At 52.9% G+C, this 14665-nt stretch carries 17 protein-coding genes and 2 pseudogenes; 8 read left to right on the top strand and 11 right to left on the bottom strand.

Annotated features, from left to right (window positions below; genetic code table 11):
* Positions 1-20: 20 nt before the first annotated feature.
* A pseudogene (locus Q9I99_RS11560) lies at positions 21-143 on the top strand (IS5/IS1182 family transposase); the annotation flags it as partial.
* A 42-nt stretch (positions 144-185) separates the two neighbouring features.
* Here the strand turns inward: Q9I99_RS11560 and Q9I99_RS06400 are convergent.
* Both Q9I99_RS06400 and dinG read right to left on the bottom strand, forming a co-directional pair.
* On the bottom strand, positions 186-800 hold the full coding sequence (locus Q9I99_RS06400) for a tellurite resistance TerB family protein (protein ID WP_301667575.1): 615 nt from the start codon (positions 798-800) through the stop codon (positions 186-188).
* 35 nt (positions 801-835) lie between these two features.
* Positions 836-2986 carry an ATP-dependent DNA helicase DinG gene (gene dinG / locus Q9I99_RS06405; RefSeq protein WP_301667577.1) on the bottom strand — a complete coding sequence of 717 codons (2151 nt, stop codon included), beginning with the start codon at positions 2984-2986 and terminating at the stop codon, positions 836-838.
* Between the two features lie 122 nt (positions 2987-3108).
* Here dinG and Q9I99_RS06410 point away from each other — a divergent pair, with 122 nt between their 5' ends.
* Positions 3109-3312 (top strand): hypothetical protein, encoded by a 204-nt coding sequence (locus Q9I99_RS06410; RefSeq protein WP_162818993.1) that lies wholly within the window; start codon positions 3109-3111, stop codon positions 3310-3312.
* Between the two features lie 83 nt (positions 3313-3395).
* Here the strand turns inward: Q9I99_RS06410 and Q9I99_RS06415 are convergent.
* The 5 genes and pseudogenes from Q9I99_RS06415 to Q9I99_RS06435 form a co-directional block, all read right to left on the bottom strand.
* Positions 3396-3566, bottom strand: a pseudogene (locus Q9I99_RS06415) (IS5/IS1182 family transposase); the annotation flags it as partial.
* Between the two features lie 135 nt (positions 3567-3701).
* The gene (locus Q9I99_RS06420) at positions 3702-4433 is read right to left on the bottom strand and encodes a hypothetical protein (RefSeq protein WP_301667579.1); all 732 of its coding nucleotides are present in this window, start codon (positions 4431-4433) and stop codon (positions 3702-3704) included.
* A 24-nt stretch (positions 4434-4457) separates the two neighbouring features.
* On the bottom strand, positions 4458-4853 hold the full coding sequence (locus Q9I99_RS06425; RefSeq protein ID WP_301667581.1) for a hypothetical protein: 396 nt from the start codon (positions 4851-4853) through the stop codon (positions 4458-4460).
* A 13-nt stretch (positions 4854-4866) separates the two neighbouring features.
* The gene (locus Q9I99_RS06430; protein ID WP_301667582.1) at positions 4867-5457 is read right to left on the bottom strand and encodes a hypothetical protein; all 591 of its coding nucleotides are present in this window, start codon (positions 5455-5457) and stop codon (positions 4867-4869) included.
* Positions 5458-5471: 14 nt separating this feature from the next.
* Positions 5472-6386, bottom strand: a complete 915-nt coding sequence (locus Q9I99_RS06435) for a lysozyme inhibitor LprI family protein (RefSeq protein WP_301667583.1) — start codon at positions 6384-6386, stop codon at positions 5472-5474.
* Positions 6387-6507: 121 nt separating this feature from the next.
* Between Q9I99_RS06435 and Q9I99_RS06440 the strand changes: the two genes are divergently transcribed.
* The 3 genes from Q9I99_RS06440 (at position 6508) to Q9I99_RS06450 (ending at position 7722) form a co-directional block, all read left to right on the top strand.
* Positions 6508-6912, top strand: a complete 405-nt coding sequence (locus tag Q9I99_RS06440) for a helix-turn-helix domain-containing protein (protein ID WP_196428296.1) — start codon at positions 6508-6510, stop codon at positions 6910-6912.
* Positions 6913-7022: 110 nt separating this feature from the next.
* Complete coding sequence (locus tag Q9I99_RS06445; RefSeq protein WP_301667584.1) at positions 7023-7436, top strand: DUF2750 domain-containing protein; 414 nt, start codon at positions 7023-7025, stop codon at positions 7434-7436.
* A gap of 73 nt (positions 7437-7509) precedes the next feature.
* Positions 7510-7722 (top strand): hypothetical protein, encoded by a 213-nt coding sequence (locus tag Q9I99_RS06450; RefSeq protein ID WP_025458308.1) that lies wholly within the window; start codon positions 7510-7512, stop codon positions 7720-7722.
* A 115-nt stretch (positions 7723-7837) separates the two neighbouring features.
* Here Q9I99_RS06450 and Q9I99_RS06455 read toward each other — a convergent pair whose 3' ends face one another.
* Together Q9I99_RS06455 and Q9I99_RS06460 are read right to left on the bottom strand one after the other, a co-directional pair.
* The gene (locus Q9I99_RS06455) at positions 7838-9139 is read right to left on the bottom strand and encodes an FAD-binding domain-containing protein (protein ID WP_301667585.1); all 1302 of its coding nucleotides are present in this window, start codon (positions 9137-9139) and stop codon (positions 7838-7840) included.
* Positions 9129-10040: a LysR family transcriptional regulator gene (locus Q9I99_RS06460; RefSeq protein ID WP_301667586.1), complete on the bottom strand. Its 912-nt coding sequence runs from the start codon at positions 10038-10040 to the stop codon at positions 9129-9131. The genes Q9I99_RS06455 and Q9I99_RS06460 overlap by 11 nt, the downstream gene beginning before the upstream one ends.
* Positions 10041-10147: 107 nt before the next feature.
* Here Q9I99_RS06460 and Q9I99_RS06465 point away from each other — a divergent pair, with 107 nt between their 5' ends.
* Together Q9I99_RS06465 and Q9I99_RS06470 are read left to right on the top strand one after the other, a co-directional pair.
* Positions 10148-10546: a DoxX family protein gene (locus Q9I99_RS06465; protein ID WP_301667587.1), complete on the top strand. Its 399-nt coding sequence runs from the start codon at positions 10148-10150 to the stop codon at positions 10544-10546.
* 50 nt (positions 10547-10596) lie between these two features.
* A complete protein-coding gene (locus tag Q9I99_RS06470; protein ID WP_301667589.1) occupies positions 10597-11202 on the top strand; it encodes a nitroreductase family protein in 606 nt (201 codons plus the stop codon).
* A gap of 54 nt (positions 11203-11256) precedes the next feature.
* Here Q9I99_RS06470 and Q9I99_RS06475 read toward each other — a convergent pair whose 3' ends face one another.
* A complete protein-coding gene (locus tag Q9I99_RS06475; protein ID WP_301667590.1) occupies positions 11257-11712 on the bottom strand; it encodes a four-helix bundle copper-binding protein in 456 nt (151 codons plus the stop codon).
* A 257-nt stretch (positions 11713-11969) separates the two neighbouring features.
* A complete protein-coding gene (ffh, locus tag Q9I99_RS06480) occupies positions 11970-13340 on the bottom strand; it encodes a signal recognition particle protein (protein WP_301667591.1) in 1371 nt (456 codons plus the stop codon).
* Between the two features lie 219 nt (positions 13341-13559).
* On the opposite strand from ffh, the gene Q9I99_RS06485 reads away from it, so the two are divergent.
* Entirely contained in the window at positions 13560-14366 is an 807-nt protein-coding gene (locus Q9I99_RS06485; RefSeq protein ID WP_002221447.1) for a cytochrome C assembly family protein, read from the top strand.
* Positions 14367-14665 lie beyond the last annotated feature (299 nt).

Here is a 14665-nt window from a genome sequence, read left to right on the forward strand (position 1 = left end):
GGCGGCGGCTTTTATAGTGGATTAACAAAAATCAGGACAAGGCGACGAAGCCGCAGACAGTACAAATAGTACGGCAAGGCGAGGCAACGCCGTACTGGTTTAAATTTAATCCACTATATTTTGCCGTTTTGAGACTGGGGTCGGAATAACCGTTTTTTGATGATTTTCCCTCCTCGGCTGTGTCATCAAATCCCTAGTTGCCTTTCCAAACTCTCCACCAGATTGTCATCCAGTTTCAAAGCTTGCGACAGGCGGGCGAGGAAGACGGTTTCTTTCCGCGACAAATCGGCACAGACCAACCTTGCCGCCAGATAGGCTTCCGCCGCCAGCGCCTCATCGTTGCCGACGGCGGCGGCGATGTCTTCGATGCTTGCGGGCAGGCGGTATTCGGCGGCGAGCCATTCGGCAGTTTCGGGGTCTGTGCCGCTTTCCTGTTCGATAGCCCGGCGTTCGGCTTCGTCTATCATGCCGTCTGAAGCGGCGGCGGCTATCATGGTGCGCAATACGGTGCGGCTGTATGTTTCTTCAGTTTCTCCGGCAGGTTGGAAATCGCTTTGTGTTACGGTTGCCCGCCCTTTGTTTTGCTGCCACATCTGATAGCCCCGGTAGGCGAGGTAGCCCAAAGCGGCGGTCGAACCGATTTTGGCGATGGTTTTGCGGTTTTTACCGTTCAGCAGCATGGAGGCGACACCGGCAACCAGCGCGCCTCCGCCGAATGAATTGAGCGGGCTGTCGGAGAATGTGTTGCCTTTTTTTTGAATCGTGCTTAAGACTTGGTTGAGCAGTCGGGTGAAGTTCATGATTTTTCCTTTCTGTTGCGGGAAGGGCGGTATGTTTACCCTATCCTTTTAAACGGCGGCAGACCGGCTAATAATTGTTGGCCGTACCGCTGTGTTTTGATGCGGTTGTCGAGGATGGTTACGCGGCCGTAGTCTTGTTCGGTGCGGATGAGGCGGCCGACGGCCTGGATGAGTTTGATGCCAGCTTCGGGGACGGTGATTTCGATGAAGGGGTTGCCGCCGCGTTGTTCTATCCAACGGTTTTGGGTTTTTTCGATGGGGTTGTCCGGCATCGCAAACGGCAGCTTGGCGATGATGACTTGCACGCAGGCGGTGCCGGGCAGGTCGAGTCCTTCGGCAAAGCTGTCGAGTCCGAAGATGATGCTGGCTTTGCCGTCTTCTATGGCCTGGTGGTGTTTTTGCAGGAGGACGGCTTTGGGTAATTCGCCTTGTACGAGCAAGAGCGGCAGGTAGTCTCCGGGCAGGCGCAGGGCGACATCCTGCATTTGTTTGCGCGAGGAAAACAGGACGAGTGTGCCGATGGCTTCGGTGGGAGAAATAAGCTTGGGCAGCCATTCGATGATGGCGGCGGTGTGGGCTTCGGGGTCTTTGGGGCTGGCGTATATGGGGGGGATGTAGAGTTCGCCCTGTTTTTCAAAGTCAAAGGGGCTTTTGAGGGCGAGGGTGGTGGTTTCGGGCAGCCATTGCAGCCCGGTTTGGCGCAGCATCAGGTTGAAGTTGCCCAAGGATTGCAGGGTGGCGGAGGTCAACACCGCGCCTGCCGCGCGCCGCCACAGGCTGTTGGCAAGGTGGGACGCGCTGCTGATGGGGCTGGCGTTGAAAATGTAGTCGTTTTTGTCGTCGGCGCGGCGGGTTATCCATTTTGCCAGCGGTTCTTCGCCCTCGAGGGGGACGGTGGAGAGCAAATCCCAAACCGCGCTGATTTGTTCGATACGGGCGATGAAGATGCCGAAATCGCCGGTCAGGCGGTCGATGAGCGCGCCGTCCTGTTCTTTTTCGCGGCGTGCGGCAGAAAGCGCATCGTTCAGCCCGATAACGTGTTTGAGCAGGCTGCGCGCAGCAACGGCGGTGTTGGAAACGGTGGTTTCGAGGCCTTCGGGGATTTTGCCGTCTTCCCACAGCCAAGTCGGTTCGCTGTTGGTTCGCCTGTCGTTTTCAGACGGCCCCAAGCTCAAAGACGGCTCTTCCGCCAAATGGAACTGCCATTCGTGCAGGCTGTCGAGCAAGGATGCGGCGGCTTCGTCGGCAAGGTTGGCAAGTTCGGCTTTATCGGTAAGCGCGGCAATTTTGCCGGTAAGCTGAGGCAGTTTTTCCAGCGTCCAAACGGCAATATTCCACGAATGTTCGGCGGCAAAACGGCTGAGGGCTTTTTTGGGCAGGTGGTGCGCTTCGTCTATGCAATAGAAACTGTTTTCGGGCGCGGGCAGAATCACGCCGCCGCCCATACTGATGTCGGCAAGCAGAAGGTCGTGGTTGGCAACGACGACATCGACGGTTTCCAAGACATCGCGTGCCAGGTAAAACGGGCATTCGGCGCGGTTGGGACAGGCGGCTTTGAGGCAGCCGTGGCGGTCGTTGGTCACTTTGAGCCAAATCGCGTCGTCGATTTTTTCCGGCCAAGTGTCGCGGTCGCCGTTGAACCGTCGGGCGGAAAATTCGTCGGCGATGTCGCGCAGCAGCTTCAATTCTTCGGGCTTGGGTTTGCTGTCCCACAACACTTCCGGCGCTTCAAAACCCGTCAGGTTTTGCTGGGCGTTGTTTTGCGTCAGTTGGTAGAGTTTGTAGGGGCAGAGATAGCGGCCGCGCCCTTTGGCAAGTGCGAAGGTCAGTTCCAAACCGCTTTTTTCGACCAGAAACGGCAGGTCGCGGTCTACCAACTGCTCCTGCAAGGCAACCGTCGCGCTGCTCACAATCAGCCGCTTGCCGCGTGTTTGCGCCATGATGCCGCCCGCAAGCAGGTAGGCAAGCGATTTGCCCACGCCGGTCGGGCCTTCGATTACGGCAATGCTCTCGCCTTCGCGCTTGGGCGGCTCGCTGCCTTCTTCGCGCGCCAACGTCCGCGAAAAAGCGTTGGCAACCGCCGCAATCATTTCCCGCTGCGAAGCACGCGGACGGAAACCGGGCAGGTTTTTGCCGATATTTTGGTAATGGTCGCGGATGGCGTTTTTTTCTAAATCGGTGAGCATAGCGTTTTGTACGGCGGTAGAAGTGGGGTTATTTTAACATTGCACGGAAGCGGTACAATATCGTTGTCGGAATGGTGGTGAGGTGAATTGTGCGGACGTGGTTGTTTTTTTGGTTGCGGCGTTTGAAATACCCGTTGTTGCTTTGGATTGCGGATATGCTGCTGTACCGGTTGTTGGGCGGCGCGGAAATCGAATGCGGCCGTTGCCCTGTACCGCCGATGACGGATTGGCAGCATTTTTTGCTGGCGATGGGAACGGTGTCGGCTTGGGTGGCGGTGATTTGGGCATATCTGATTATTGAAAGTGAAAAAAACGGAAGATATTGAGTAGTCCGTATAAAAATGCCGTCTGAAACGGAAGTTCAGACGGCATTTGTTTTAGGTTGCCGTACCGCTTAGGGAATACCGGCGACAGGATAAGCGGGACGGCTGCGATGGCCTCTAAGGTAACGGGTTCTTTGGCTATTCAGGTACTGCTTGATCGGCTGCCAATCAATCACCTGGTCCAACTTCAATAGTGGGAAGCGGTCGATGTGTTTGGCAATCATGGCTTGGGCGGTTTGCCGGAAGAAGGTGCTCATGAGAAATCCCCTAAATGTCTTGGTGGGAATTTAGGGAATTTCGGGGGGATTTTGCAAAGGTCTCATGCTGTCTGTTGGTTTTGGCAACCCAAACTATGCTTGCTGTGAAACCTGCCCCAACTATTAAATGCTGTTTTACTCCCTGCCGACCAGCAACTCCGCCAGTCTTTCGCCGAATTTCTGCAAAGATTCGTTACTGTTCAAACCGTGAGAACCGCTCGGGAACGGCAATACTGCCAGCAATGTGTCGTTTTGATTGCGCTTCCATTTTAATTTTTTTCCGACGATTTCTTCCTGACGAAAACCTGAAAGGCCGTCTGAAAACGCAACGTTAAACTCCTTATCGTAAGATGTGCCGAATCCGATAATCAGGCGCGGGCGGTATTGTTCCGCCCATTGGTTCATTTGGGCAAAGCGGTATTTGTTGCAGAAATTGACGTATTCCTGCTTGTCGGCAAAACCCGTAATCTCGGAAAACTCCTGCTGCCAAAGGCTGGCATCAGTGTTTTTAAACGCAATCGGATACAGGTTCATTTTGAAATAGCCCGAATCCGCTTTGTGTACAAACGGCTGCACTTCTTCGGCAAAGCGGCGGTAATTCTCTACCTGCCCGCCGTTTAAGGCGCACAACAGTTTGCAGACGCTGATGTTGTAAGGATAGGCAACGCATTCCTGCCAGTCTCCAAAACCGAACTCCGTGTCGCCCGTGTACGGCTCTGCCGCAATCTGCCGCAGGTTTTCAACGGTGTGCCCGCCGCCCCATTCGATGCCGCATACCCATACAGACGGTTTCTCAGGAGAACCGATGTCGCCGCCGTCGCAGCCGTGAAAGTCGCGCAGCCAGTCATAGTTTTGTTTGATATTCATTTAATTCCCCTAGTATCAAAATATCTATCCATTTCCACGAGTTTCATCATCTGTTATGTCATAAATCTCAAATTTTATTTTTCCACCTTCTTTCCAGAAATCTACATTCATAAAGCCTGTGGTTTTACGCTTTCCGCTCTGCACTTTCATCATATATAGGCAATAAAGATGGCCACCACGTTCAACTCCCCCTATTTCATCAATTTTACCTTTATACATTAGCCGACTCTTCCCAGTTTTTCCAAGCCAAAACGTAATATTCTTTTGGGAATCAATATATGTCCCACTATTAGGATCAGAGTTAATCAACGCAATTGCTTGATTACTGCAAAATTCCGTTGCCACTTTGTTATTTTTAACAACGGCACCTGCATTTAAACTCATACAACCCAATACAACCGAGAAAATAAATTTCTTCATTTCAAACTCCTTATTAGTATCCAATATACATCCAACGCTCCGTTTCAGGAATCAACGTTAAGCTAACAGTATGACTCAAAACATTTCCTTTACCACTTTCAAAATAAACAGTTGCATCAGTTACCATCGATATTCCTAAATAATTTCTAATTTGGATCTGAGCAACATGGTAACAATTCCGTTGAATATATTCCTCAGAATTGATTTTTCGAGAAAAAACCAGAGCCAAAATTGGAACGGTTGCCTGCTCTCCATAATCGTTATCAGCAGACCATTTGAAATCAATATGGGTTTCTTGCTTCAAATCCTGATAACTCGCATTACAGGCAAGAGAACCGATAAGCCGGCTCAATACGGGTTTGATACCCCTCCAATCCGAATAACTCACTTCTTCCGGCCGGGCTTTATCCAACAGTCGGTTTACATCGGCCTGTGTTTCTTCCCGAATAAAATAAGGAGAATTAAGCAGGGATACGGTTTGCTGGGTTGCCGTACCCTGTTGCAGCTTTTGATTCAAATCATCCAAATAAGCATTAACGTAAGGTTGCACAGATTCGCAAGCCGTCAGCGTCAATACCAGACAAGAAAGCAATAATTTCTTCATATGATACCCCTTGATCAGTTTGATAAAAATTGAGTACGCTCACCCGTCATCCGTGCATAACACTGATGAAAACGGACAGTCTGTTCATTTTTATCAGCCTCACTCAGCGACTCGACCTTACATTTGTTTTCGCGTTCTTTAAGCCACGCTCTTTGCAACGGTAAAATTTCCTGCCTTGCTTCCTTATCCAAACCATTCCAAACCAAATTCAGTTTGTCATCAGACAGCTTCGCCAACGACTTAGCCTGAGCAACACGTGCTTCGGCTTCCTTTTCCTGTGCCGCAGCCAACTCTGCCTGCCTTTGCGATTCCGCCTCCTGAGCCTCTCTTGCAGCCTGTTCTTCTTCCTGTTGTATTCTTTGGGCTTCGGCTTCTTCCTCCTGCGCCTGTTTCTTAGACATGGCCAAAGCAAGCAGTTGGGTTGGTGCTTGAATTACGTCGTCCTGATTTGCCTCAATTTCGGCAAAAATTACTTTCTTATTATCGCTGGGCTGCAAGTTGTACAACAACGTGCCTTCAAAACCGTTAGCCGACTGCTTGGATTTTTTAAACGCGTACGAATCCAAGAAATCCTCCAAACTGTTTGCATTGCCACGGATTTTCAACACAGTTTCGGCATCTTTCACAGTTTCTACTGATGGTGTGATGCGGAATGTAGCCTGACAAAAAACTTTCGTACTGTTTGAGTCTTCTTTGGAGGTGCGGATTTCTTCAAAGCTCATCGGTAAAGCAGCAATTGAAGCCCTAATATTGGCCAAATCAAACAACCCTTGATTTTTTAAAGATTTTTCAATTTCTTCCCCAACCAAACTGCGCAGAACCTGAATACCATTTTCATCTGAACAGGCAACTTTACCTCCGCCGATGTCGCACGCATTCAGTGCAAAAACAGAAGCTGCCGCAACGCTGATCAATTTTATTTTTCCCATTTGAAATTAAACCTTTTAACAAAATTTTTCGTATAGTGCAGAAAATTTGTATGATAAACTTCCGCCCATGCCGACAACACCAACCCGCAGTATCGGCAATACCAACCAATAAGGAGGCTGGATGGAAGTTCATGAAAAAATCCGTAAGATTCGCGAGTTGAAAAACTTCTCGCAGGAAAACATGGCCGAGCAGTTGCAGATGTCGGTCAACGGCTATGCGAAAATCGAGCGCGGGGAGGTGGGTTTGCAGATGGACAAGCTAGAAAAAATCGCCGATGTGTTGGGCATGGACGTGGTGGATCTGCTCACGGTTGAGAAAAATCTGGTGTTTCTGAATATGGAAAACAGCACCAACTCCGCCAACTATTATGCATCGCAGGAGCAGTATGTGATCGAAATCGAAAAGTTGAAGCAGCAAAACGGCTATTTGCAGGCTATATTGATGGAAAAAGAAAAACTGATTACTTGGCAAAAGCAGCAGCTTGACAGTCTGAACGAACTGATTAGAACAATCGGGCGCGGATAGGAAACCGGCGGTTTTGATGGGCGACGAAGTCGAACCCCGCCGCGCCTTCATCGAAAACAACGCCCTGATCGCGCAGAACATTGACGCGTAAAACCGTTTAAAGGAAAACCATGAGCTACCCGCAACAGGCCATAGACAACATGCTCAACCCGCCGGCCGACAAACGCTGCCTGCACGCACTGAAAAATATCGCCGAGGCGGAAACGCTGTATGTGTTGGCCGACGACGAAGGCGAATGCCATTTCTGGGTGGACGATGGTGGGGCAACTTTCCTGCCCGTGTGGCCGGAGCAGGAATTTGCCGAAATGGTGAAATCCGAGGGCGAATCGGTGTGGGAATTCGAGTTGGAAGAATTTTTGCAGGACAGCGTTCCGTGGCTGGCGGAAGAGGGATACGGCATCAGCGTTTTCCCCGTGGCCGCCCGTCCTGACAGCGTCGTGATGCTCGCCGTTGAATTTGCCGCCCGCATCAACACCATTCTGGCCGAAAGCTACGGCGAAGCGTTTGATTTGCCGTATCTGTAAGGCAAACAGCAAAAGGCCGTCTGAAAACCATATCCCAAGGTTTTCAGACGGCCTCAAACAGCGGAGACAGCCCGTGAACAAACGCAAAACGAAAAACCGCCAAGCCCGCGCCGCACGACCTGCCGTGTCGGTGCGGTGGGCGAAGCCTTTGGAAAAGCTGTCGGAAAAACTCTTTGCTATCGGCATGGTCACGGCGTTTGCCGCGCTGGTGTCGCTGACTTGTCCTTCGTCATCGATTTCTATTTTTTGCTGGCGATGGGAACGGTGTCAGCTTGGGTGGCGGTGATTTGGGCATATCTGATTATTGAAAGTGAAAAAAACGGAAGATATTGAGTAGTCCGTATAAAAATGCCGTCTGAAACGGAAGTTCAGACGGCATTTGTTTTGGGTTGCCGTACCGCTTAGGGAATACCGGCGACAGGATGGGCGGGATAGCCGTGGGTGTCGATGCTGCCGGCGGCGCGCCACGGGGTATGGATGACTGCCGCCGGCAGGTGGGCAAGCTCGGGGATGTGCCGTCTGACAAAGGTGCCGTCGGGGTCGGTCTTGTGTGCGGCGGCGGCAATGTCGGGGTAGGTGTGCCGTGAGGCGGCAAGCCGCCAGTTGCCTTGGTTGATTGCTGCATCGAAATCGGTCAGCTGCCGGGCAAACCATATCTCGCCTTCGCGGCGGGGGAGGTTTAAAACGTGGCAGAAAAAATCCGCGCTCAAGCGTCTCAGGGCGGGGTGGAGGCTGCCGGTTTTGTGCAAACAGCGCATCGCGGCATCGATAATCGGAATGCCGGTCTGGCCCTGCTGCCAGAGCGTCAGGCGCAGGGTGTGTTCCGGATTGCCGTCTGAAGGGTCGTCATCCGTGTGCTGCAAGGCAAGTTGAAGGAAAAAATCGCGGCGGATGATGTTGTCCGCCCACGCGTTCAGACGGCGTTCGAGGCTTTCCCGCGCGAGCAGGCGCGGCGAGATGCAGCCGGTACTCAAATACGCGCCCATCAGCGAAGTGTTTTTTCGCGAAGGGAAATCCTTTAAAACGGAGTAGGAAGCCGCCTGTTCGAGAAACCGCCGCCACTGCCGCCAGGCCGCCGTTTCGCCGCCGTTTTGCGGCAGGAAGATGCCGTCTGAAAGAGCGGCAGGCGGCGGGGCGGGCAGGTTTTCGGGTAAGGGTTGGCGGTATGCCGTGAATAGGTCCGGACCGGTGGGGGGGTGCTTGGAAAAGCGGCCGAGCCATACTTCGCGGTAGCGGTCGAAATCGGCATATGCCGTGCCGCCGTCGGGTATCAGGTCGGTTTTGCCGAAAACGGCGTGGTCGTTGACGAAGGTTAACGCGATGCCGTGTTTGTCCAATTCGTGCCAAAGGGCGTTGTCGGCGAGTTTGTCGGCAAAAGTATGGGATTCATCGGCGATGACGGCGCGGATATTGAGGCGGACGGCGAGCCGGACAAGCCCGGATGACGATGCCGCCGTGTAGAACGGAATGCCGCGCCCTGCAAGCCCTTGGGCGAGTTCGGCGGCGGATTGGCGGTAGAACGCGGCGCGGCGCGGGTTGTCTGTTTCGGCATGGTCAATCCAAATGCCGATAACGGGCAAACCTTCGGCAACGGCGGCGCATAAGGCGGCATTGTCGCGGATGCGGAGGTTTTGGCGGAACCAGACGAGCGTGCGCGCGGCGCGCGTGTCCGCATAAAGGGGGCGGGCGGTTTCAGACGGCATTTTGGCAGCCTTTCCTGCTGGAGATTTTTTCGTTCAGAAAATCGATGAAGCTGCGGACTTTCGCGCTTAAGAATGCCCTGTCCGCATAAACGGCGTTCAGGCGGTCGGTCGGGACGGCGTATCCGGGCAGCAGCCTTACCAGCGTGCCGCAGCGCAAATCGTGTTCCGCCGCCCAAAGCGGCTGATAACCGATGCACGCGCCTGCCTTAATCATTTCGCGCATCATCAGCGTGTTGTCGGTACGGATGACGGGGGTCAGCTCAAGCCGGTATTTTTTGCCGTCCGATTTGCGGGTGAGGTCGAGTTTCTGCTGGTTGGTGTAGGTCGGTAGGACGGCGGGCAGCCCCGCCACTTCTTCCGGCGTTTCCGGTACGCCGTTGCGCCTCAGGAAATCGGGCGAGGCGAGCAGGGCAAATTCGATTTCCGCCAGCGGGCGCGCAATCAGCGACGGGGACAGGGTTTGGGAAACGCGCAACGCCAAATCCACGCCTTCGGCAATCAAATCGACGTGGCGGTTGTCCAAAATCAGTTCTAATGTTACTTCGGGATAACGTTCGCGGTATTCCGCCAGCCAGTTGCATATCAGGCTGCCGGCAAACCACAGCGGCATCGTCACGCGCAGCAGCCCCTGCGGTTTTTCCGTCCCCCCGGCGGCTTTTTGCGCGGCATCGTCGAGCGTGTCGAGCGCGTAACTGCATTGCCGGTAGTATTCTTCCCCCGCTTCGGTCAGGCTGAGGTTGCGGCTGTTGCGGTGCAGGAGTTTGGCTTGGACGGTGTTTTCCAAGTGGCTGACGTGTTTGCTTGCCATTGCGGTGGAGATGCCGAGCGCGTCGGCGGCGCGGGTGAAGCCGCCGCTTTGGACGACTTGGCGGAAAACTTTGAGGCTGAACAGGGTGTCCATATTTTCTTGTGTGGAAAAGTTGTATCAATAAAAGCAGTATATATTTGAAACGGGGAAACATCTATACTCTGCCGCCTGAAATGAAGACAAATATCGAAGGAGCTTTTATGTCCGATTGCTGCAAACGTATCCAACCTGTTCTGCTTTCTGTTTTGCGTATCGTAACCGCCTACCTGTTTTTGTTGCACGGTACGTCGAAATTCTTCGCCTTCCCCGTTGAAATGGGCAGCGGTTCGCCCGGCGGGCTGATGCTGCTTGCCGGTATTTTGGAAATTGTCGGCGGCATTTTGCTGGTGTTGGGCCTGTTTGCGCGCCCTGCCGCGTTTGTTTTGTCCGGCCAGATGGCGGTTGCCTATTTTATGGCGCACGCTTCTGGAAATGCTTTGTTTCCGATTGCCAACGGCGGAGAGTCCGCAGTGCTGTTCTGCTTCGTATTCCTCTATATCGCGGCGGCGGGCGGCGGCGCGTGGTCGCTGGACGGGTTGTTTTTCAAGCGTAAAGCCTGAACCGGACCGTCTAAAGTGTATTTTGTCGAATGTTTTTGAAAGGAAAAGAAATGAGCCGCCAATCCCTGCAACAGGCTGCCGAAAGCCGCCGTTCCGTTTATTCGTTAAATAAAAATCTGCCCGTCGGCAAAGATGAAATCGTCCAAATCGTCGAACACGCCGTTTTGCACACGCCTTCTTCGTTCAATTCCCAATCTGCCCGCGTGGTCGTGCTGTTTGGCGAAGAGCATGATAAGGTGTGGCAATTTGTCGAAGACGCGCTGCGTGCCGCCGTGCCTGCCGACAGGTTTGAACCGACCGCGCAAAAATTGAAGCTGTTTAAGGCGGGTGCGGCAACCATTTTGTTTTATGAAGATCAAAATGTCGTCAAAGGTTTGCAGGAGCAGTTCCCTGCTTATGCCGCCAACTTTCCCGTTTGGGCGGACCAGGCGAACGCTATGGTACAGTATGCCGTCTGGACGACACTTGCCGCGGTCAGCGCAGGTGCAAACCTGCAACATTACAACCCCTTGCCCGATGCGGCGATTGCCAAAGCGTGGAATATCCCCGAAAACTGGCTGTTGCGCGCGCAAATGGTTATCGGCGGTATTGAAGGGGCGGCAGGTGAAAAGACCTTTGAACCCGTTGCAGAACGTTTGAAAGTGTTCGGCGCATAATTTCGCGGTCAAAAAAATGCCGTCTGAAAAGGATTCAGACGGCATTTTTCAGTATCAGGCGGCGAGTTTTTCGCATTCTTTGATACAGTCGAGGCAGGACTCGTAACATGCTTTGCATTCCGCATGGTGGGCGGCGTGTTCTTTACAGGCTTTGGCACATTGTTTGCACGCTTCGAGGCACACTTTTGCCGCGTCGCGTGTCAGAGGGGCATTTTGTGCGGCAAGGTCGTGCACCGCGCCGCATAAGGCAAGCATTTGGCGCACGGCAACCGCACAGTCGGACATAGACGTGTCGCCCTGAGTGAGCAGGGACAGGCAGTGTGTCAGGCAAACCTGTCCGGCATCCAGACAGTGTGCGGCAGTTTGGCGGACGGCGGTATAGGCGGATGCGGCGGCAGGCTGCATATCGTGGTGATGATGGTGGTCGGCGTGTCCGTGCGCACGCGCGAAAGAGGCGGCGGAAGCCAGAGAGACGGCAGCAGCGCTGCCCAAAAATTGACGACGGTTCATAATGTTTCCTTTATGGTTTAAGAAAGTGGGGCAGGCACAAGGCACTCCCCCGCATACTGCCCCGACCGTGGGGCTTTTTTGAACAACCGGCTGATTTTGCCGGTGCGGGATTGTCGCACGGGCAGGCAGTTCGGCTATTCGGAAAGTTAAGAAAAGGCGCGCCGCCCTGTTTTAAAATGATGCAAGATGGCGCGCGGATATGGTAGCAGACAAAATGCCGTCTGAAAATCGGTTCAGACGGCACCCGTTTTCAGACCTTACAAACCCGGGAACATTCCTTTCATCCCCCTCATCCCCTTCGCCATACGCATCAGGTTGCCCAAGCCTTTCCCGCTGAACATCTTCATCATCTGCTGCATTTGTTCAAACTGTTTGAGCAATTTGTTCACTTCCTGCACGGTCGTGCCCGCGCCCACCGCAATACGGCGTTTGCGGCTGGCTTTGAGTAGGGCGGGGTTGGCGCGTTCTTTTGGGGTCATCGAGTTGATGATGGCTTCGACTTTGCCCATCGCTTTTTCAGCCGTACCTTCGGGGATTTGTTTCGATATTTGACCCAGTTCGCCCGGCATTTTCGACATCAGGTTTTCCAAGCCGCCCATATTGCGCATTTGCTGGATTTGTTCTTTAAAATCATTGAGGTCGAAGCCTTTGCCTTTTTGCAGCTTTTTCGCCATTTTGGCGGCGGCTTCTTCATCAATACCTTTTTGAACGTCTTCAATCAGGGTCAATACGTCGCCCATACCGAGGATACGGCTGGCGATACGGTCGGGGTGGAAAGGTTCGAGGCCGTTGATTTTTTCGCCGACACCGATAAATTTAATCGGTTTGCCGGTTACGTGGCGCACGGACAAAGCTGCGCCGCCACGCGAGTCGCCGTCCATCTTGGTCAATACGACACCGGTCAGCGGCAGGGCTTCATTAAATGCCTGAGCAGTGTTCACAGCATCCTGACCTAACATGGCATCGATGACGAACAAAGTTTCCACCGGGTTAACCGCAGCATGAAGCGCTTTGATTTCGTTCATCATCTCCTCATCGATTGCCAAACGACCGGCGGTATCGACCATCAAGACATCGTAAAAATGTTTTTTGGCGTAATCGGCGGCGGCAGTTGCAATCTCAATCGGTTTTTGGTTGGCATCGGACGGGAAAAAGTCTACGCCGACCTGTTCGGCCAACAGACGCAGTTGTTCAATCGCGGCAGGGCGGTAAACGTCGGCAGATACGACCAAAACCTTTTTCTTCTGATCGTTTTTCAGCAGGCGGGCGAGTTTGCCGACTGTCGTCGTCTTGCCCGCGCCCTGCAAACCTGCCATCAACACGACGGCGGGCGGCGCAACCGACAAATCCAGCGTTTTGTTTTCCCTGCCCATCAGTTCGGTCAGGGCTTTGTTGACCACGCCGATAAATGCCTGATCCGGCGTCAGGCTGCCCGCCACTTCCTGACCGAGGGCCTTTTCTTTGACGTTGTTGACGAACTCTTTGACGACAGGCAGGGCAACATCCGCCTCAAGCAGGGCGAGTCGGACTTCGCGCAAGGCTTCTTTAATGTTGTCTTCGGTCAGTTTGGCTTGCCCGCGGATGTTTTTGAGGACATTGCTGAAGCGGCTGGTTAAATTGTCTAACATACTGGTCCTTGGTCTGAATAAGAATAGCTTGCCCCATCAGGGGCATTCTTTGTTAAAATAAAATCAAAATAATTTGATGCGGCTTGTGTGCCGGACAGCATATCGGCAAATCCGTCAAGGCTTGCCCGAAACGGGGATTTTACAATTCCAACGTTAAAAGTTCCAATATTTCATAAGCGGCCGCATACGGCGCAACAGTATAGATAGAGAAAGTCCACCATGCCGACAGTTTTCATCTTTTTGACGGCGGTTTACGCAGGATTGGGTGCATTTGCATGGCACTGCCAACAGCAGGGGCGCGGCCGGGATTACCCGTGGAAGACGGAATTGCCGGTTTTGGGCGCGGCATTGACCGTCCACGGCGCGGCACTGCTTATGCCGGTCATTCAAGACAAAATCATCATTATGGGCTTCGGGTATTCCGGCAGCCTGATTGTTTGGATGATGCTGTTTATTTATTTTGCCGGCAGCTTCTTTTATCCGCTGCGCGGAGTGCAGTTGCTGCTGTATCCTTGCGCCGCACTGATGCTGCTGTCAGGTTTGGTTTTTCCTGGAAAATTCTCGGGATATGAAATTACCGACCTTCCCTTTATGCTGCATATCGGAACTTCGCTGCTCGCATACGGGCTGTTCGGCATAGCAACATTATTGTCCGTTTTGACCCTGCTGCTGAATCGGAGCCTGCACCGCAGGAGCTTCTCCAAGCTCGCAGGATTCCTGCCGTCGCTGCTCAGTTTGGAAAAACTCATGTTCCAAGCCATGTGGGCAGGTTTCATCCTGCTGACCTATTCCGTCGTCAGCGGAACATTCTTCGCCGAAGCCGTATTCGGCAAACCCATGACCTTTACCCATAAAACCGTATTCGGCATATTGTCATGGCTGATTTACGGCGGACTGCTGCTCAAGCACAGCATGACCGCATGGCGCGGCAAAAAAGCCGCCGTGTGGACCATCATCGGATTTGTCAGCCTTATGATTGCCTATATGGGCAGCAAGTTCGTATTGGAAATCATTCTGAAAAGATAAGAAGAGCCAACAGATGCCGTCTGAAGCCCCAAGTTTCAGACGGCATATTCACAAAGGCGCACCAGCCAGAGGAGGGGGAGGAAGGGATTATTGGAGACGGCGCAGCGTTTGGCGGAAATAAAAAACCTTATCAGACAGCGAGATGGAGAAAATAATTAAAAAAAGGCAAGATGAAGTATTGACCGTATACGTCTTCAAGCGTATAGTTCGCGTCTTCGCTGCTGACGAAGCGTCGGTAACGAAGCAGTTCAAACGCTCTTTAACAAAACAGATTACCGATAAGTGTGAGTGCCTTGAGC

It is taken from the genome of Neisseria basseii, from assembly GCF_962707005.1.
GTDB classification, from domain to species: domain Bacteria; phylum Pseudomonadota; class Gammaproteobacteria; order Burkholderiales; family Neisseriaceae; genus Neisseria; species Neisseria bergeri.

What these genes read in the sequence shown, in the direction of transcription:
- Q9I99_RS06440 (WP_196428296.1), top strand. Translation starts at nt 6,508, where the DNA reads ATGGAAGTTCATGAAAAAATCCGTAAGATTCGCGAGTTGAAAAACTTC.
- Q9I99_RS06430 (WP_301667582.1), bottom strand. Translation starts at nt 5,457, where the DNA reads ATGAAGAAATTATTGCTTTCTTGTCTGGTATTGACGCTGACGGCTTGC.
- Q9I99_RS06425 (WP_301667581.1), bottom strand. Translation starts at nt 4,853, where the DNA reads ATGAAGAAATTTATTTTCTCGGTTGTATTGGGTTGTATGAGTTTAAAT.
- Q9I99_RS06465 (WP_301667587.1), top strand. Translation starts at nt 10,148, where the DNA reads ATGTCCGATTGCTGCAAACGTATCCAACCTGTTCTGCTTTCTGTTTTG.
- Q9I99_RS06445 (WP_301667584.1), top strand. Translation starts at nt 7,023, where the DNA reads ATGAGCTACCCGCAACAGGCCATAGACAACATGCTCAACCCGCCGGCC.
- Q9I99_RS06400 (WP_301667575.1), bottom strand. Translation starts at nt 800, where the DNA reads ATGAACTTCACCCGACTGCTCAACCAAGTCTTAAGCACGATTCAAAAA.
- ffh (WP_301667591.1), bottom strand. Translation starts at nt 13,340, where the DNA reads ATGTTAGACAATTTAACCAGCCGCTTCAGCAATGTCCTCAAAAACATC.
- Q9I99_RS06485 (WP_002221447.1), top strand. Translation starts at nt 13,560, where the DNA reads ATGCCGACAGTTTTCATCTTTTTGACGGCGGTTTACGCAGGATTGGGT.
- dinG (WP_301667577.1), bottom strand. Translation starts at nt 2,986, where the DNA reads ATGCTCACCGATTTAGAAAAAAACGCCATCCGCGACCATTACCAAAAT.
- Q9I99_RS06460 (WP_301667586.1), bottom strand. Translation starts at nt 10,040, where the DNA reads ATGGACACCCTGTTCAGCCTCAAAGTTTTCCGCCAAGTCGTCCAAAGC.
- Q9I99_RS06435 (WP_301667583.1), bottom strand. Translation starts at nt 6,386, where the DNA reads ATGGGAAAAATAAAATTGATCAGCGTTGCGGCAGCTTCTGTTTTTGCA.
- Q9I99_RS06475 (WP_301667590.1), bottom strand. Translation starts at nt 11,712, where the DNA reads ATGAACCGTCGTCAATTTTTGGGCAGCGCTGCTGCCGTCTCTCTGGCT.
- Q9I99_RS06420 (WP_301667579.1), bottom strand. Translation starts at nt 4,433, where the DNA reads ATGAATATCAAACAAAACTATGACTGGCTGCGCGACTTTCACGGCTGC.
- Q9I99_RS06455 (WP_301667585.1), bottom strand. Translation starts at nt 9,139, where the DNA reads ATGCCGTCTGAAACCGCCCGCCCCCTTTATGCGGACACGCGCGCCGCG.
- Q9I99_RS06470 (WP_301667589.1), top strand. Translation starts at nt 10,597, where the DNA reads ATGAGCCGCCAATCCCTGCAACAGGCTGCCGAAAGCCGCCGTTCCGTT.